21 protein-coding genes and 1 tRNA gene are annotated in these 15,690 nt (G+C 41.7%); 10 read left to right on the forward strand and 12 right to left on the reverse strand.

Going from position 1 to position 15,690, the window contains the following annotated elements; genetic code table 11:
* The first annotated feature begins 38 nt into the window (after window positions 1-38).
* On the forward strand, window positions 39-902 hold the full coding sequence (locus tag ACZ5NL_RS01940) for an SPL family radical SAM protein (protein WP_464842661.1): 864 nt from the start codon (window positions 39-41) through the stop codon (window positions 900-902).
* Here the strand turns inward: ACZ5NL_RS01940 and ACZ5NL_RS01945 are convergent.
* The 8 genes from ACZ5NL_RS01945 to nikR all read right to left on the reverse strand — a co-directional run bounded on the left by ACZ5NL_RS01945 (window position 873) and on the right by nikR (window position 5,653).
* A complete protein-coding gene (locus ACZ5NL_RS01945; RefSeq protein WP_464842662.1) occupies window positions 873-1,664 on the reverse strand; it encodes a gamma-glutamyl-gamma-aminobutyrate hydrolase family protein in 792 nt (263 codons plus the stop codon). The genes ACZ5NL_RS01940 and ACZ5NL_RS01945 overlap by 30 nt on opposite strands.
* A 111-nt stretch (window positions 1,665-1,775) precedes the next feature.
* Window positions 1,776-2,003: a hypothetical protein gene (locus ACZ5NL_RS01950; RefSeq protein WP_464842663.1), complete on the reverse strand. Its 228-nt coding sequence runs from the start codon at window positions 2,001-2,003 to the stop codon at window positions 1,776-1,778.
* A gap of 89 nt (window positions 2,004-2,092) precedes the next feature.
* A complete protein-coding gene (locus ACZ5NL_RS01955; RefSeq protein ID WP_464842664.1) occupies window positions 2,093-2,515 on the reverse strand; it encodes a PPC domain-containing DNA-binding protein in 423 nt (140 codons plus the stop codon).
* Window positions 2,516-2,563: 48 nt separating this feature from the next.
* Window positions 2,564-3,031, reverse strand: coding sequence for a 6-carboxytetrahydropterin synthase (locus tag ACZ5NL_RS01960; RefSeq protein ID WP_464842665.1), 468 nt, complete (start codon window positions 3,029-3,031; stop codon window positions 2,564-2,566).
* Between the two features lie 842 nt (window positions 3,032-3,873).
* Window positions 3,874-4,203, reverse strand: a complete 330-nt coding sequence (locus tag ACZ5NL_RS01965) for a hypothetical protein (protein WP_464842666.1) — start codon at window positions 4,201-4,203, stop codon at window positions 3,874-3,876.
* Between the two features lie 146 nt (window positions 4,204-4,349).
* A complete protein-coding gene (locus ACZ5NL_RS01970) occupies window positions 4,350-4,691 on the reverse strand; it encodes a hypothetical protein (protein ID WP_464842667.1) in 342 nt (113 codons plus the stop codon).
* Window positions 4,692-5,118: 427 nt separating this feature from the next.
* Window positions 5,119-5,195: transfer RNA gene (locus ACZ5NL_RS01975), tRNA-Thr, on the reverse strand.
* Window positions 5,196-5,236: 41 nt separating this feature from the next.
* The gene (gene nikR, locus ACZ5NL_RS01980; protein WP_464843524.1) at window positions 5,237-5,653 is read right to left on the reverse strand and encodes a nickel-responsive transcriptional regulator NikR; all 417 of its coding nucleotides are present in this window, start codon (window positions 5,651-5,653) and stop codon (window positions 5,237-5,239) included.
* An 86-nt stretch (window positions 5,654-5,739) separates the two neighbouring features.
* Between nikR and ACZ5NL_RS01985 the strand changes: the two genes are divergently transcribed.
* On the forward strand, window positions 5,740-7,797 hold the full coding sequence (locus tag ACZ5NL_RS01985) for a hypothetical protein (protein WP_464842668.1): 2,058 nt from the start codon (window positions 5,740-5,742) through the stop codon (window positions 7,795-7,797).
* On the opposite strand, the gene ACZ5NL_RS01990 is transcribed toward ACZ5NL_RS01985, so the two are convergent.
* Window positions 7,755-8,285, reverse strand: a complete 531-nt coding sequence (locus ACZ5NL_RS01990; RefSeq protein ID WP_464842669.1) for a flavoprotein — start codon at window positions 8,283-8,285, stop codon at window positions 7,755-7,757. The genes ACZ5NL_RS01985 and ACZ5NL_RS01990 overlap by 43 nt on opposite strands.
* A 71-nt stretch (window positions 8,286-8,356) precedes the next feature.
* Between ACZ5NL_RS01990 and ACZ5NL_RS01995 the strand changes: the two genes are divergently transcribed.
* Entirely contained in the window at window positions 8,357-8,803 is a 447-nt protein-coding gene (locus ACZ5NL_RS01995) for an HAD family hydrolase (RefSeq protein WP_464843525.1), read from the forward strand.
* A gap of 102 nt (window positions 8,804-8,905) precedes the next feature.
* On the opposite strand, the gene ACZ5NL_RS02000 is transcribed toward ACZ5NL_RS01995, so the two are convergent.
* Entirely contained in the window at window positions 8,906-9,391 is a 486-nt protein-coding gene (locus ACZ5NL_RS02000) for a type II toxin-antitoxin system VapC family toxin (protein ID WP_464842670.1), read from the reverse strand.
* 60 nt (window positions 9,392-9,451) lie between these two features.
* On the opposite strand from ACZ5NL_RS02000, the gene ACZ5NL_RS02005 reads away from it, so the two are divergent.
* From ACZ5NL_RS02005 to ACZ5NL_RS02025, 5 genes are read left to right on the forward strand one after another with little or no spacing between them, the layout of a single operon-like run.
* Window positions 9,452-10,216, forward strand: a complete 765-nt coding sequence (locus tag ACZ5NL_RS02005) for a LamB/YcsF family protein (protein ID WP_464843526.1) — start codon at window positions 9,452-9,454, stop codon at window positions 10,214-10,216.
* A 54-nt stretch (window positions 10,217-10,270) separates the two neighbouring features.
* Window positions 10,271-10,471: an antitoxin AF2212-like protein gene (locus ACZ5NL_RS02010; protein WP_004069265.1), complete on the forward strand. Its 201-nt coding sequence runs from the start codon at window positions 10,271-10,273 to the stop codon at window positions 10,469-10,471.
* Complete coding sequence (locus ACZ5NL_RS02015) at window positions 10,461-10,826, forward strand: PIN domain-containing protein (protein WP_464842671.1); 366 nt, start codon at window positions 10,461-10,463, stop codon at window positions 10,824-10,826. Before ACZ5NL_RS02010 ends, ACZ5NL_RS02015 begins: the two co-directional genes overlap by 11 nt.
* 9 nt (window positions 10,827-10,835) lie before the next feature.
* Window positions 10,836-11,528: a 5-oxoprolinase subunit PxpB gene (gene pxpB, locus ACZ5NL_RS02020; RefSeq protein WP_464842672.1), complete on the forward strand. Its 693-nt coding sequence runs from the start codon at window positions 10,836-10,838 to the stop codon at window positions 11,526-11,528.
* Complete coding sequence (locus ACZ5NL_RS02025) at window positions 11,525-12,526, forward strand: 5-oxoprolinase subunit C family protein (protein WP_464842673.1); 1,002 nt, start codon at window positions 11,525-11,527, stop codon at window positions 12,524-12,526. The genes pxpB and ACZ5NL_RS02025 overlap by 4 nt, the downstream gene beginning before the upstream one ends.
* Here the strand turns inward: ACZ5NL_RS02025 and ACZ5NL_RS02030 are convergent, their stop codons facing one another.
* Together ACZ5NL_RS02030 and ACZ5NL_RS02035 are read right to left on the reverse strand one after the other, a co-directional pair.
* The gene (locus ACZ5NL_RS02030) at window positions 12,527-12,955 is read right to left on the reverse strand and encodes a UPF0179 family protein (RefSeq protein ID WP_087037676.1); all 429 of its coding nucleotides are present in this window, start codon (window positions 12,953-12,955) and stop codon (window positions 12,527-12,529) included.
* Between the two features lie 24 nt (window positions 12,956-12,979).
* The gene (locus tag ACZ5NL_RS02035; protein ID WP_464842674.1) at window positions 12,980-14,020 is read right to left on the reverse strand and encodes an NAD(P)-dependent glycerol-1-phosphate dehydrogenase; all 1,041 of its coding nucleotides are present in this window, start codon (window positions 14,018-14,020) and stop codon (window positions 12,980-12,982) included.
* A gap of 94 nt (window positions 14,021-14,114) precedes the next feature.
* Between ACZ5NL_RS02035 and ACZ5NL_RS02040 the strand changes: the two genes are divergently transcribed.
* Entirely contained in the window at window positions 14,115-14,921 is an 807-nt protein-coding gene (locus ACZ5NL_RS02040; RefSeq protein WP_464842675.1) for a DUF63 family protein, read from the forward strand.
* Window positions 14,922-14,923: 2 nt separating this feature from the next.
* Window positions 14,924-15,679: a bifunctional fructose-bisphosphatase/inositol-phosphate phosphatase gene (locus ACZ5NL_RS02045; protein ID WP_464842676.1), complete on the forward strand. Its 756-nt coding sequence runs from the start codon at window positions 14,924-14,926 to the stop codon at window positions 15,677-15,679.
* Window positions 15,680-15,690: the final 11 nt, after the last annotated feature.

A 15,690-nucleotide genomic window follows, 5' to 3' on the forward strand; every position in this document is an offset into this window, starting at 1 on the left:
CAGGAAATTTTTAAATGTCTTTTGTGAACCTATGGTGTATGTACATAAGGCCTTTCGATCCCTGGAAGTCAAAACTCTGCACATGTCCCTTTAAGTATACCCTCAACATTTACACGGGCTGTGATCATGCCTGTGTCTACTGCTACATAACCTCTTACATTCCCAAAGCATTTAAGGTAAGGATAAAGGAAAACCTCCTCCCAAACCTAGAAAAAGAGCTCCGAAAATTTAACAGAAAATTCATAGTGGCCCTCTCCTACTCCTCTGATCCATACCCAACAATAGACAAGGATCTCGGGATAACCCGAAAAGTGCTTGAACTCTTCAAGAGATACGACATCCCCTGCCTGATCTTGACAAAATCAAATTTGTTCGAAAGGGATTTGGACATCTTGAAAACTCTAAAATGTGCCGTTGGAATCACCGTTACAACCGTAGATGAAGAAAAAGCAAAACTTTTGGAGCCAAATGCACCCCTGCCGAGGGAAAGAGTCAAAGCATTGAAAAAAGCAGAGAAAGAAGGCATTCCCGTCTATGCTCGAATCGACCCAATAATACCCTTCTACACATGGGAGGACTTTGATGAAACCCTTAATGCATTGAGCTTTGTGTCTCACATAACCGTCTCCACTTTAAAACTTCGACCGGATTCATGGAAGCGAATGGAAGCAAAGTTCCCAGAAGTCATGAAAAAGCTCGCCCCCCTTTACAAAAAAGGGGAGAGAATAGGAGGTTATTATTACCTGCCGAGAGACCTAAGATTTAAAATTCTAGATGAAGCGAGAAAAAAGATAGAGGGGAAAGACATAACTTTTGGATCCTGCAGAGAGGGTTATTATTCATACCCCAGCTGCGATGGCTCTCATTTGGTATCACAATTCTTCCACAGGAAGATCAATTGAATTCTTTTCAGGGTCTAACAGACCAAGCTTTTTCTTTTTGTATTCAAGAGCTTTCTCTACGAGGGCTCTAAAAAGTGGCTCCATCTCGTCAAGGTACTCAGCAAGCCACTGAACTCCTATTGCAAACTTCCCCTCTACTTCAATGGCCTCTATTATTCCGTCCTCTGCATATGCCACTGGCTTTACATCATTTCCAAGTTTCTTAATAGCTTGGTGATGGAAGCTGTTAACACCTATGAAAACTTCGCTCGTAGACTCAACGTTCAGGTTTTCCTTGAGTATCTCAAAGAGTAAAGAATCCAGTTTTATCCTTACTTCATGAACCTTTGCGGCAGGGTGTACCAAGAATTTTCCGTTTTTAAGCCAATTGTGCCTTATAGCTTTTGGAATTTCTCCAACATCTTGATACAGGCTACCCCCTAGGGCGACGTTTATTGCCTGTGCCCCTCTGCCTATCCCCAGCATGGGCAAATCTTTCTCTAGAGCAGCTTTAATGAGTGTAAGCTCAAATTCATCCCTCTGTATATCAAGCCATTCGATTTTATCAGAGAGAGTATCTCCATAGTACCTTGGGTGAATATCGGGCCCCTCGGGAATTATAAGTCCATCTATTGCTTCGATAACATCAGTTATCCCCAAAAGTGGCGGAATTGCTACAGGTATCCCACCAGCTTCTCTAATCCTTTTGACGTAAGTATCATTTATGGTGAGGGCACCAGTTTCCCAATCAAAGGAAGCCACAATTCCAATAATTGGTTTCATTTTCTCACCTCCAGCTAAATTATATCTAGTGCCTAAATAGTTTTTTCTAAAATATGTCGACCCCAAATCTTGAAGGTCAACTTTAAGATAAGCAGGTGTTCTTACAAGCGGTTAACCAATAATTACTCCCAAAACCTGAGCCTTTTCAAATTTCATTTCTTCTACGCTTAAAATTTTGATATTTTCCTTTTTAATGCCCTCCTCCAAGAAATACTTCTCCACAAGGGTTTTTGCTTCCCATTCATTACTTGCCAGCACAAGTAGAGACACATACCTAACCTCTTCAACTTCAGAGTTTTCTCGCTCCAGTTTGGCTTTAATTTTGAAAATCCTCAACATGATATTTGGATCTCACTCATCCCTAAAATACTTTACTTAAGAATTGCATTTAAAAGATTTAAGAAACGGAAATTGGATTGATACTCGTCTTACTCTTCTTCAACATCCCATAGAGCTAGCCCGTTTTCTTGGGGCTTTCTTATCAACGGTTCACCAAGGAGCTCTTGAATATAGACTTCAGCAACAAAAACCTCCCCTTCAACTAAGTGGCCGCCAAATAGCTTCCCTTCTTTGTCCCCTAAGCTTACGTGAATATGGGCAAAGGGCTCCTCATCTTTTATGCTTATGTTCCCCAAAGCAGATACCAATTCATAGGTTCCTTCTAGTTCAATTACTTTATATCGCCCCTTTTCCTCTTCAAAATACCCAATTTTTGGATTTTTGAGGGTTCCAATTGCGCTGATAGTTCCGATCAAGACATTGTGCTTTTTTGCGAACTCGTTTACAGCACTCAAAAACTCTTTCCCTGCAGGTATTCTAAACAGAAAGTTTCTACCCTTTGAGAACCTCATCCCAACCACCTCCTAAGTTATAGCGGGTTAACTTTTTAGGTAAAATCCTCAAACGCTCAAGGTAATTTCGGCATAGCTTCTCGGATCTTCCCAGATCCTTACCTTTATCCTCCTCACGTTCTCTCCTGCCTTTTCTGCTATCCTCTCGGCAAACCACTCCGCTATTAGTTCAGCAGTTACGTTTGGCTTGTTGAGGATCACAACTTCATTTTCGGGAAGCTCTAAGCGCTTGCCGTTTTTTTCCACAACAACGTATCCGTCATTCTTGTTGGTTACCCAATTCTCACTGATGAGTATTTTATGATCGAGGAGTTTGATGAGGTTGCTTAGATGATTAAAATCAAATATCATGCCATTTTCGTTCAGCTCACCCCATATTTCCACGTCGACATTATATGTGTGTCCATGAATTCTAAGGCATTTGCTCTCATAAGGCAAGGCCAAGAAATGGGAGCTGTCAAAGTCTTTGTGCCACCCAATTTTCCTCTCAACTATTTTGAACATAAACATCACCATAAATAAGAAGCAAGAGATGCTTTTAATATTTTTGAATAAATCTGACTCCTCTCACATCTTCTCTATTCAGCGTGTGTTTTTCAAGGATATGATGCTTCAACTCCTCTAGGCTTTTTGCCCTATACCCACAAAACGGGCACACAAATGTTTGAGTGTTCTCCATATTTATCCCCTGAGAGATTGTAACAGCTTCGTGATATAAATACCCTCCGGAATCTTTTACTACTTAAAATAGTATTTTTAGGGGCAACTTTCCCAATTATCTCTTAACTTTTACTTGAAATTGCTACTATAATGAAGAGTTTTAATATTTAATATAGAAGATTGTAAAAATAGATACAAGTAAAAATATAATTTTCATTAATCTAGATGGTCTACTAGTATTTTTCAGAATTTGATTATGAGTTATATTACTATTTTTATAAGTTGCAAAACACAAATTTTTACGATCTAGAGTTGAATAACCGGAAATTTAGCAGCTTGCATGGGTTTTGGGTTAGAGGTGATGCTTCACAAGGTTATAGGGTTGTGCTTGTATAAGCCGGCATCATCGCCAATTTTTTCCTTTACAATGCCAGGTGGTAATAATTAGAAAGTATATCCTTGCTTTGTTGCCAGTTATTCCATATGCCAGGTGAGATATATAAGTTACGGCAGATATGAGGAGAATCTTGGACAGTTTTACGCACTATATTCCGTTGAAATCAAAATATGTTAGCAAACGCTAAGAGGAGATTTAAAGGAAACAAGAGACAAATGCTGATAAATAGAATTGAAACCCAGTTTAAAACCTCTTATTAAAGCTGATCGGCTTTATAGTTGTAACAAGGGGCAATACGGCTCTATCCTAGGAGTTTATTATAGGTATTGATTACCTCTTGGGCTAACCCACGATCACTTTCTTTGCGAGGGTCTATTATAAACGCATTAACAAAGCCATTTCCAACTCTCACAGGCTTCTTTGGATAATTAAGCTCATCCAATACACATTTTTCCAATGAAGAAAGACAACCAACTGGGATCACCAGCTCTAGTCGACCGCTTTTCTGGTTTTCTCTGAAAAATGGTTTAGTATTACTCCGATTAAGAACGGCCTCCTGGAGCTTTGCCACAATTATCTCCCTTGAAAGGGCTATTAAGGAAGGGTATTTTGGAATATCCGCTCTTGCCATTTTAATCACCTGCGCCTCTTATTGATAATCCTGAACTCTTTTTAAAGTTGTTGATTTTACTACTATACATAATTGGGATATAATGTGCCTTATATCCAAAACTCCTGTACGAAGAAGAACATTGAAAACAAAAAAGAATGAAGAGTTCAAGGCCCCTTATTTTCTCGTAGGGATCTCCAGAGACCAATCACAAACGCGGGTCCGAGGAGCAGTATTGGCGTCACTATACTATTCATGTAGATATAGAAAGACAATGCTCCTAATCCAAAGGAGACTATGTTCAAAAGGAGTATAATCCTTGCATCTCTCTTTCTATCCTTCCTCATTATGTCAGAGCTTGCCTGCTCAATTGACCAAAAGGCCAGCAGGATGTATCCAAGCGCTGCTGGAAGAGCTAGTATTCTTGATATACCTCCTGAAAACGCTGCTATAAATAGGATAACAAGCGAGGCCCCAGCATAGAAAATAAAACCGAGTATGTCCAACACGTCTTATCACCTCATATTATAACACATCCAGAGTTTAAAAGTATATCTAATGGCACATACTGACTCTAAAACAGAAGGAAGTACCACTGAATCCCAAACATCCAGCGAGTAAATTCTATTATTCTCTATAGGAGTAAAAATTCGCAGTATTTTACTATTATATTATGTAATTTCTATGAGTTGAGCATATTTAGATATTTTACTAATTTACAAATAAATAAAAAGAAACATTATAAATTGTACTAAAAATAACCATAACAAAAAGTAAAAAATTAAGTCAAAATTTGAGAGATAGTGGAGGACAAACCCATTTTACAATTATAAAACATTTAGATGAAAACTTGAAAGGAAAATAAAGGGCTTTGAAGAGAACAAACTTTAGCAGAAGAATTACTTTGGGAATTTGATTCATGGAGAAGGTAATGTCTGGAGCCGGGACCGGGATTTGAACCCGGGACCTGCGGATTACGAGTCCGCCGCCCTACCGAGCTAGGCTACCCCGGCACACCCAAGTGTGTTGATAAAAGAGAAATTTATAAGCTTTTTCATACCAGTTCTCTGCCCGTAGTGGTCATGACTAGCTTTCCATGCTTTACCCCTTTCAGGCTAATTAGCCTCTCGGCTATTCTCTTTATCCTGCTGGCTTTTCCCTTAACTACAATGACCTCAAGGCAATTGTGCTCGTCCATATGAACGTGAAGGCTTGAGATAATTTCATTCACATAATCGTGCTGCATGCCAAGGAGTTCTTTCACCACATCGGCCTCATCATGGTTGTAAACAATGGTTATAGTTCCAGCAACTTCCTTATCCCCTTCCTCCCACTCGTGTCTAACTATAAAATCCCTCACCAGATCCCTAATAGCCTCACTTCTGTTAGCGTATCCCTTTTCCTCTATAATAGCATCAAACTTTTCTAGGAGATCTTCCGGCATCGAGACACCAAAACGGATTATCCTCACTACAATCACCACTGTATTTTTATATCCCAGATATTTAAATTTTGGCAAAAGAAAAGTAGATAAGCATTGAGAGATAATGATAAAACATGGGGAAAAAATTTGTTGTTGATGCCAAAAAAATTCTCATTGGACTCTTCTTGGCGTATTTAATCCTCCTTTTCTGGAGCATGAGAGCTGTACAGCCTCCTCCGCAACAGATCACCCAAAGAGACCAGGAGATATATGAGATTGCCTCAAAACTGGGGTTTCTTGATGATGGGAAGTTAAGCGAAGAAGAGAAAGACATAGCAAATAAAATATACCCTCTCTACAAATACAGGAGTACACTGCTTGATGAAGTAGAGACCGACAACTTAATTCTCCTCGCAAATTTAAGCGAAAGGGTCAGCAGAGTTCTTGAAGAAGTTCCATACCCCCTAAGAGATGACATGATTCGTTTTCTTTTTTCAGAAAGCCCCTATACGCTTGAAGAATTCTCTAAGAAGGTAACAATATTTGAGGATCAGGTAAGCGAATTCCTTGAAACTTACAACCAGTTGCCACCTAGGATTAGAAACGGCATAGAAAACTCTCAAAACATCTACGCCGCCCGTACGTTGCAGAATTATATTGCCCTAATAAAGGATCTTCACATGGCCCTCTATGAACTTCCCCCTGACGTGAAAAACGCTATAGACAACATGAATGGAATAATAGATGGATTTGAGCCTTATGAGATAGAAGAATTTCTTGAAAGCCTTGGCTCAATAGAGAGCTACCTAATCACCAATCAAACCTTTAGGGAGTGGTTCATAGAAAACTCGGCGAGATTTGAAATCACCAAGGTAAATCTTAGTTGGGAAGTTTTTCAAAAAGAGCAGAAAAGCGATAAGAAAGCTCCTAAAATATGGGGAACTATAGAAAGTGAAGGGGAGAAAGTTAAAGTTGCGTTTACAATAAGGGACAATGTGAATCCCCCGAAGGAGCTCGTTATTAATGTGGGGGAGAGAGAATACAAAGTCAACATTAAAACGCAATCTCTTACCTACAGTTCAATAATAGAGTTTTCGCTGGGATGGGGAGAGTACAACATAACGATAAAAGGGAGAGATTATCATGGAAATTCCAATTCAATCCGAGTGGAGTTTTCCCATTATCCGGAAATTTTTGAGATAAAATTTGATGAAAGCGGCGAATGGTTTCAGAATGCTCATCCTTATAGCAGGAAAGAGCTGGAGCACATATGGCGATCGGCAGCTACTTACAAACCCCTCCACATATACAAGATCATTTATCCGGATTTGGGGTTTGATAGGTACGGCAAGATTAAGATGGGAAGAGCCATGAAATTCTTTTACGAAAGAGCTAAAGAAGACTTCTTCCGATTTTACAACAAACCTTTACCCTTTTACTCCATAACCCCCCTACACATAGCCTATTTTGTAAACAGCTACGTCCACTCCTACGATTTGCCCGTAATAAAAACCCTAAGATCAGGCATATGTGGTTACGATGGAGAAACCCAAGTTGTTCTCATGAACAACTTTTTCATGGACTTCAACCTCAAAGCGTGGGCACTTCAGATCCCGGCAAGCATTAGCGGATGGAAGCTCGATCACTCAGAGATAATAGTAATATGGGATGTGCCCCTTCTAGTTGGAAGCAACTATAGAGCCCTTTACGTCCTTGGAAAAGACCCTTACATATCAAATGAGAACCTTTTCTATCCATATGATCGGGATTGGTTTAGGAGATACTATGATGATACAGTAGAGATGATGGTTCTTGGGATACTTCCCTACAGGCCCGACGTTACTGCAGTAGAGGATTTTTACAAGCGCTTTAATATATCTGTAACTCCAGCGTATCCCTACAAAAACCTCATGGAAGAGCTGATCACAGGATATGAGTTCTTTGCCTCTTACGTGACTTTCAACATAAGCGAGCAATATGTGCAGGGGTTGCTGGAGATGGTAAAGGAAGGGAACTTGAGCGTTTTAGATGAACTTAACAAGCTCGAAGCGGCAAGAGCTTTATGGTACAGACTGGATGGACACAACCTCTATTATGGTCCAAAATACACCCCAGACTACGTAACAGTAACAAAAGATGGAAAATTCTACTACATCCACAAAAACCGCTCTAAAGCTTTTTCCACATCGTAAGGGTGATCAAGAACTACTACCCCTTCTTTTCTTAACGCTTCGAGATGCTCAAGGTCAATTCTGCGTGGATAGATTTTAAAGATTTCCCCGTTAGGGGCTTTGGTTTCCACAACTGGTTTGGAATCTGTTGGGACTAGTATTAACGGCACTCTACTTTTTAAGGCTTGAGATGCACAGCATGAAAGCAAAGAATCTGCTATGCCCAATCTTATCTTTGCAACCGTGTTTGAAGTTGCGGGGGATATTACAAAGACGTCAAATTTACCCAGATTAAAAGCACCGCATGAAGGAAACGAATGCCCCTGTTTGGATTCCCTAACGAGAGGGAAGCTTCCTATCCTTTCGAGAACTCCATACATTCTGGCTACCTCTTCTCCAGCCGAGGATAGGAATATTTTGATCTCATGCTTGTCTTTTAATTTTTCTAGTACCTCAACACTTTCCAGAAGCAAGTGCCCAGCCCCACTGATTCCCCATGCCACTCTCACAACTCTTCCACCACTTGGATGTTGAGAACAAAGTTTTAAGCATTTTTGCTAAACTTCCTCTGGTGGACAGAATGGAGATCCCAAACTATGGAAAAATAAGCGCACGAACAATTATATTTGACCTAAATGGAACACTAGGCCTTGAAGGAAAAGTAAGGGAAGAGGTAAAGGAGCTTTTAAGGAAACTTGGCGAAAAATACGAGATCGTTGTTCTAAGCTCCGATACATTTGGGACTCTGGAAGACGAGTTTAAGGGCATGAAAGTTAAAATAGAAAAGGTCAAAGATGGCAACGAAAAGCTCCAGAAAGCATTAAAATATGAACCCTACATTGGAGTTGGCAACGGCAATAACGACGTCAGAATGCTTGAGAATGCCAAGCTTGCCATATGCGTAATAGGGGAAGAAGGAGCCAGCGTCGAGGCATTGCTGGCAAGTGATATAGTGGTTAAGGATGTTAAAGATGCTATTAATCTGCTGCTAAATGAGAAAAGGTTAATAGCAACGCTTAGGGGTTGAGGAGTTTAGTTAATTGTACAACAATTCCGGAAAGTTAAAAGGTAATCAGGAGTAGTTAAGAGAGGCGGATGATGAGAAACTCTGGCGGAGTGATGAAGAACCCTATGAGCGCTGACGCTTCGTTCTCTTCTTTTTTGGAAGCAGTCTAACCTTACTCCCGCAGTCGGGGCATATGTTTTCTGGTGGTTGAGTTTCAAACTTTCTCCCACAGCCAATGCAGACGTAGCGCCATTTTATGACCTTCTTTATCCCACGCTTCAGCGTTCTAAACTTTAAGCCGAGAAGGGTTGCAATGTTTTGAAGGTTGTAATCATCGGTAAAAATCTCTCCCTTGAGTTCATAAGCTAAGGCCAAGATTTCAATATCTGCTTCGCTTAACTCTCCAAGCTCCCCACTCTCTAAAGCTTTCTTCTTAACAGCCTCTATGCTCTCCCTCGAGGGGACGAGAACCTTAACCTTTCCCGCACTAATCAAGCTTTCAACGAATACCTTGGATTCCGGGTCTTTAACCTCTTCAAGCACCTTTGGGCTTGTAACACCTTCAACATCAATTCCTTGAATGAATATTGCGGCGTCTATAACAAGCATAATGTGTGATTGGAGAAAAGGGTTAAAGGGTTATCGCTTTATTATTGGGTGGTGGAAACAATGAGAGTAGACCTCAACTCTGACCTTGGTGAAAGCTTTGGGAGGTACAAGCTGGGTCTTGATGAAGAGGTTATGAAGTACATAACATCGGCAAACGTTGCATGCGGCTGGCATGCTGGTGATCCAATGGTAATGAGAAAAACTGTAACGCTTGCCAAAGAGCTGAACGTCGCTGTTGGGGCACATCCGGGTTATCCAGACTTAATGGGTTTTGGAAGGAGGTACATGGACATAACGCGGGAAGAGGCAAGGAACTACATTCTCTACCAGGTTGGGGCATTATATGCGTTCGTGAAGACCGAAGGGCTGGAGCTCCAGCACGTTAAGCCCCATGGAGCACTTTACAACGCTCTGGTTAAAGACGAAGAGCTTGCAAGGGGAGTCCTAGAGGGAATTGCAGATTTCGACAAGAAGCTTATTTTCGTTGGGCTCTCAATGTCAAAGCCATTGGAGATTGCAGAAGAGATGGGGCTAAAAGTAGCCCACGAAGTGTTCGCCGATAGGGCATACAATCCAGATGGAACCCTCGTCTCAAGAAGAAAGCCGGGAGCAGTTATTCATGATAAAGAGCTTATAGCCGAGAGAGTAATCTCAATGGTCAAAGACGGGGGTGTTAAAGCTATTAACGGCGAATGGGTTGAGCTCAAAGCGGACACAATCTGCGTTCATGGAGACAATCCTCAAGCTGTTGAGATAACAGCATACATAAGAAAGCGCCTCGAAGAAGAGGGAGTGAAAGTCGTTCCTATGGGAAAGTTTGTTTAGGCTCCTGAAAAGTTTAATAATGAATCAACACAATAACATCTGCAGGGAAGGAATATGCCGAACATTGTTGATGCCATATATGAAAATGGAGTATTTAAGCCAGTGAAGAAGGTAAAAGCTCCAAAGAAAGTCAAGCTAGTCATAATAGATGAACTCGAAAAAGACATTGAAGAAGTATTTGGGATTATACGTGAGAAAATAGATCTCAAAAAGCTCAGAAAAGAGTGGGATCGAGATGTATCTAGTGGATACTGACATAATAATTGATATCCTTCGAGGAGTAGCTGGATCAAAGGAATTTTTACTAAAAATCTCGAAGGAAGGGATACACATTTCGACAATAACAATCGCAGAGATATTTTCAGGAAAAGAAACCAGAGACGTCGTTAAAAAAGAGAAGATACTGAGATTTCTATCCCACTTTAATGTAATTCCACTTGACGAAGAGATAGCAATCCTCGGGGGCGAGCTTCGAAGAGATTACCAAGTAGGTATTGCTGATGCATTAATAGCCGCCACTGCACTACGAAATGGACTAACAATTGTAACCTACAACACAAGGCATTTTGAAAAAGATTTCTGGGCTGAATATTCTAAAACCCGACTATAGGTGATTTCTATGTTTCCAATTTTTAAACCGGCTGGCGATTCAGCCATAGCAATAATTTTTGGCAATGAAATCGATGAAAATGTTAATAAAAAAGTCCATGCCGTTGCGGAAGCAATTGAGGAAGCAGCTCCAGAGTGGCTCATTGAAGTTGTGCCAACTTACACAAGCGTTTATATCTACTATGATTCCCTCAAAATCTCATACTCTGAAGTTCTCGAAGCCGTAAAGCCCTTCCTTTCTGCGGAGCCCAGAGAGGAGAAAAAGAGAATCATCGAGATACCTGTTGCCTATGGAGGAGAGTTCGGCCCGGACATAGAGTTCGTTGCGGAGTACAATGGACTAACGGTTGAGGAAGTCATTGAGATACACTCAAAGCCCCTCTATAGAGTTTATATGCTTGGATTTCTCCCGGGGTTTGCTTATCTTGGCGGGATGGACGAGAGGATTGCAACACCAAGGCTTGAGAAGCCTCGCTTAAAAGTTCCAGCCGGGAGTGTGGGCATAGCTGGGAAGCAAACGGGATGGTATGCCATAGAGAGCCCAGGAGGATGGAGGTTAATTGGAAGAACACCATTGAAAACATTTGACCCTTCCAAAAGCCCGCCAAGTATTGTTATGCCCGGCGATTACGTGAAGTTTAAGCCCATAAGTGAAGAGGAGTTCTGGGAGCTCTATAAGCAAGAATGGAGTGAAAAGCAATGATCGAGCTTGTGAGCGTTCCATCACTGACAACCATTCAGGATTTGGGAAGGCACGGCTACCAAAAATTCGGAGTCCCTGTCAGCGGTGTTATGGACGAAGTATCTGCAAGGCTTGCAAACTACCTTGTGGGAAATGAGGACAATGCCCCATTGCTTGAATTTGTCCTAAGAGGGCCGACAATAAGATTCCACGCATCGGCGGTTTTTGCAGTAGGTGGAGATGTCGATGTCAGGTTAAACGGCATTCCTATTAACCCATGGGAGAGTTACTGGGCAAAAAGAGGTGATGTGTTGGAGATAGGGACGCTTAAGAGCGGCATGTATGGATACATAGCCTTTAGTGGGGGCATAAAGTGCGAACCGATTCTTGGCAGCTGCTCCACCTATCTGAGAGCAAAGTTTGGCAGAGTATTGAAAAACGGCGATGTCCTAAAGCTTGGGTACGCCCTACTGCCTGGGAGAGAAAGCAGAAAGCTTCCAGAGGAGTTTACCCCCAGATACACGAACGAGAGCGAGGTAAGGGTAATCTTAGGTCCTCAGGAGGATCACTTCACGGAAAAGGGAATAGAGACGTTTCTCAGCTCAGCCTATGTGGTCACCCCAGAATCCGATAGGATGGGGTATCGCTTAGAAGGGCCGGCAATAGAACACTCGGAAAGAGGTGCCGATATAATTACCGATGCCATTCCCCTTGGCTCTATTCAAGTCCCAAAAAGTGGCAAGCCGATAATAATGCTCGCTGATAGACAAACAACTGGAGGATACGCGAAGATCGGAGTTGTTGCTAGGATAGATGTCCCAAAAGTAGCTCAAACAAGGCCGGGAGGAAAGCTCAAATTTAGAGCCGCTAGCGTTGAAGAGGCTCAGGAGGCTTTAAGAAGACGCGAGACAATCATGGAGGCCATAAAGATGTTCCTCCTCGGGAAGCTGAGGGCTTACAAATTGAAAGTGTTTGAAGAAGAGCTAATAGCCTTCACAAAAATAGAAAAGAAGAGGTAGTCACTCTTTTTCCCGCATAACACGGGCAAGTTTGTATTTTTTCCCATCACATTCAAAATCCCCGAGAATTTCAAGAATTTTGACACTATCACCTTCAAAAAGCCCCTCGGGTCTAACAAGGTTTTGCTTCTCCGGATCACTGCAATCCACAAAACTCAGCTTTATCTTTGATCCGACTATTGCAATTCTTGGCTCTATTGCTATTTCTATTGCTGGTTCCACTACTTCTACCACTCTTACTTTCCCCTCGTGGAGGGGACAGGAGTGCTCTATGTTTCTGACCCTTACAACTTTGTACCTCCTTCCAGGTTCGAGGTTACCTACACAGACCCTTGCCAATCTGCAGCTTTTACATGGATCTGCCGGACCATAATAAATGAACTCTACCCCGGGTTTTGCAAGCTTTTCTCCAACCAGCGTGATTACCATTTTAACACCTCCTATGAAGGATGATCATATTACACCCGTTATTTTAGCCGCTTTCTCAGCCGCTTCCCTTGTGAGGCCATCTTTACCCAAAATCGTGTACCTCTCGGGCCTAATTGTGTGGGCTATTGTTAATGCCTCCACAATGTACTCTGGATCAATTCCCAACTCGTATGCATTAGTAGGTGCCCCAACCTTCTTTAAGGTTTCCCTAATCTTTTGCCACTTAAGGCCGTGGAGATAGGCCATTATTATCGTTCCCACTCCACACTGCTCTCCATGAAGGGCAGGCTTTGGAGCTATTGCATCCAATGCATGGCTGAAGAGATGTTCTGCACCGCTTGCAGGTCTGGAGGAACCGGCTATGCTCATTGCTACACCACTTGAGATCAATCCCTTTATCACCTTTCTCACGCTTTCCTCGTTGCCCAATCGTATAATGTCAGCGTTTTTGATAACCATCTTTGCGCTCATAAGAGAAAGCGAAGCAGCGTATTCACTAAAATATTCCCCCTTAATCTTATGGGCCAGCTCCCAGTCCTTTACCGCCGTGAGGTTGCTTATCATATCCCCAACTCCAGCTGCAAGGTATCTATAGGGAGCTGTTTTTATGACCTCAACATCTGCAATAATCGCTACAGGAGGACGGGCTTTTACTGAAGTTTTGGTGTCGAGGTCCTTTATTGAAGCGTTTGCGCTTGCAATACCATCATGAGAAGCAGTTGTAGGAAAGCTTATGAAGGGAATATCGGCCTTAAAAGAAGCCAGCTTTGCTACATCTATTATACTTCCTCCCCCAACACCGATAACCCAGTTTATGCCCTCATTTTTTATCATGCTGAGGGTCTTTTCAACTTCTCTCATTGAGGCCTCCTTCACCACCAAGCTCTTTACGTCAAAGAAATCCTTTAAGTGCTTCTCTACATCTCTTCCAGCAATTTCCTTTGTTTTTGAGCCATAAAGAATTAGAGCTTTTTCACCTAATTTGAGCCGCTTGGCAACTTGGCTAACCTTATCCTTAAGGTTTTCACCAAGAAGAACCTCCCTTGGCAGTTCCATTAAATGCATGATCATCCCCCTTTTATTCTTCTCCCTCAGAGCTTAAAAAATAATTGGAGGAAAAAGTTTTAACTAATCCCGGAATATTCATTCAGGTGATTAAATGGGCATTGGAGAAATCTTTCAGAGATATTTCATAGACCCAATAAGGTATAATCAAGGCTACAACGTTGTAAACACCCTTACCTATGCAATAGTTCTTGGGTTGGCAGCCCTTGGGGTTTATAAGGTTCTTAAAAAACTTGGCATAAAATACGACAACGCGTTCTTTAGAGCCTTGATTCCTTATATGATCCTGGGCGCCTTCGGAAGAGCCCTTACAGATGCAACGATAATACCTAGGACTTACCTTACAGTTACACCGGGCATATATTTTGTCGTGTTTGCAATAACATTCTCTGCTCTTTTAATAACTCACAAATTCTTTGAAGACTGGAGAAAAATTTTCCTTTACCTTGGGTGGAGCCTTGTTGGAGGAGAAGTCCTGCTTCTGCTTTTTAATTTGAATAAGGTACACTTTAACTTTGAGGTTTTAAAGTACTTCATGCCCTTTGCATCGCTTGCCCTGGCTGTGGTTTATCTCCTTTCCAAGAAGATAAGGCTCGTAAGAGAAAACTCCTACCTTTTCTATGCCCACTTTTACGACGCAACGACAACGTTTGTAGGGGTTGATTTTCTCGGTTACTGGGAACAACACGTGCTGCCAAGATACCTCATGAGCCTAACCGGAACTGCCGCAGTTATGTACCTTTTGAAGTTTTCCGTTTTAATGGTCGCCCTCTACCTGATGGAAGAGCTTCAGGAGAGCGAAAGTGAGAAGGAGCTTATGGATTTTATAAAGATGGTAATGTTTATCCTCGGCTTTGCCCCTGGAACGAGAAATCTTCTAAGAATGCTTATGGGGGTTTAGATATGTATGAATGGAATGAAATAGCCCTAAATCTCGCAAAGGATATTGAAAGAGAAGTAATGCCTCTCTTTGGGACAAAAAAGGCTGGAGAATTCATCGGGTTTAGTCCGAGTGGTGACAAAACTAAACTCGTAGATAAAGTTGCAGAAGATGTTGTTCTGGAGTACCTCAGACCCCTTGGCGTAAACGTGATAAGTGAGGAGATAGGGAACATAGAGGTTGGAAGTGAATACACTATTGTCGTTGACCCCATCGATGGTTCTTTCAACTTTATCCAAGGCATCCCTATCTTTGGATTCAGCTTTGCAGTTTTCAAAAATGAAAAACCCGTCTATGCTATGATTTACGAATTCATCACAAAGAACGTTTATGAAGGAATTCCCGGTGAAGGAGCCTATCTAAACGGGGAGAGAATACGAGTTAGGCATTTAAATGAAAAATCTATCTCAATAAGCTTCTACACAAGAGGTAGGGGAGCAGAGCTCGTTGAGAAAGTTAAGAGAACGAGGGTTTTAGGTGCTATAGCAGTTGAGCTTGCATACCTCGCTAGAGGTTCTCTAGACGGTGTAATAGACATAAGGAACTATGTAAGGCCGACAGACATAGCAGCAGGTTACATAATCGCAAAAGAAGCTGGAGCTATTATAACCGATGACAGCGGAAAAGAGCTCAAGTTTAATTTAACTGCATCTGAGAAGCTCAACATAATAGCAGCGAACGATGAGAGACTCCTCAAAATGATACTCGAAGAAATTTAAAGATTGAGAAA

The sequence above is a fragment of the Thermococcus aegaeus genome (assembly GCF_055393685.1).

What these genes read in the sequence shown, in the direction of transcription:
- ACZ5NL_RS01940 (WP_464842661.1), top strand. Translation starts at nt 39, where the DNA reads ATGTACATAAGGCCTTTCGATCCCTGGAAGTCAAAACTCTGCACATGT.
- ACZ5NL_RS01945 (WP_464842662.1), bottom strand. Translation starts at nt 1,664, where the DNA reads ATGAAACCAATTATTGGAATTGTGGCTTCCTTTGATTGGGAAACTGGT.
- ACZ5NL_RS01950 (WP_464842663.1), bottom strand. Translation starts at nt 2,003, where the DNA reads ATGTTGAGGATTTTCAAAATTAAAGCCAAACTGGAGCGAGAAAACTCT.
- ACZ5NL_RS01955 (WP_464842664.1), bottom strand. Translation starts at nt 2,515, where the DNA reads ATGAGGTTCTCAAAGGGTAGAAACTTTCTGTTTAGAATACCTGCAGGG.
- ACZ5NL_RS01960 (WP_464842665.1), bottom strand. Translation starts at nt 3,031, where the DNA reads ATGGTGATGTTTATGTTCAAAATAGTTGAGAGGAAAATTGGGTGGCAC.
- ACZ5NL_RS01965 (WP_464842666.1), bottom strand. Translation starts at nt 4,203, where the DNA reads ATGGCAAGAGCGGATATTCCAAAATACCCTTCCTTAATAGCCCTTTCA.
- ACZ5NL_RS01985 (WP_464842668.1), top strand. Translation starts at nt 5,740, where the DNA reads ATGGGGAAAAAATTTGTTGTTGATGCCAAAAAAATTCTCATTGGACTC.
- ACZ5NL_RS01995 (WP_464843525.1), top strand. Translation starts at nt 8,357, where the DNA reads ATGGAGATCCCAAACTATGGAAAAATAAGCGCACGAACAATTATATTT.
- ACZ5NL_RS02000 (WP_464842670.1), bottom strand. Translation starts at nt 9,391, where the DNA reads ATGCTTGTTATAGACGCCGCAATATTCATTCAAGGAATTGATGTTGAA.
- ACZ5NL_RS02005 (WP_464843526.1), top strand. Translation starts at nt 9,452, where the DNA reads ATGAGAGTAGACCTCAACTCTGACCTTGGTGAAAGCTTTGGGAGGTAC.
- ACZ5NL_RS02010 (WP_004069265.1), top strand. Translation starts at nt 10,271, where the DNA reads ATGCCGAACATTGTTGATGCCATATATGAAAATGGAGTATTTAAGCCA.
- pxpB (WP_464842672.1), top strand. Translation starts at nt 10,836, where the DNA reads ATGTTTCCAATTTTTAAACCGGCTGGCGATTCAGCCATAGCAATAATT.
- ACZ5NL_RS02025 (WP_464842673.1), top strand. Translation starts at nt 11,525, where the DNA reads ATGATCGAGCTTGTGAGCGTTCCATCACTGACAACCATTCAGGATTTG.
- ACZ5NL_RS02030 (WP_087037676.1), bottom strand. Translation starts at nt 12,955, where the DNA reads ATGGTAATCACGCTGGTTGGAGAAAAGCTTGCAAAACCCGGGGTAGAG.
- ACZ5NL_RS02035 (WP_464842674.1), bottom strand. Translation starts at nt 14,020, where the DNA reads ATGCATTTAATGGAACTGCCAAGGGAGGTTCTTCTTGGTGAAAACCTT.
- ACZ5NL_RS02040 (WP_464842675.1), top strand. Translation starts at nt 14,115, where the DNA reads ATGGGCATTGGAGAAATCTTTCAGAGATATTTCATAGACCCAATAAGG.
- ACZ5NL_RS02045 (WP_464842676.1), top strand. Translation starts at nt 14,924, where the DNA reads ATGTATGAATGGAATGAAATAGCCCTAAATCTCGCAAAGGATATTGAA.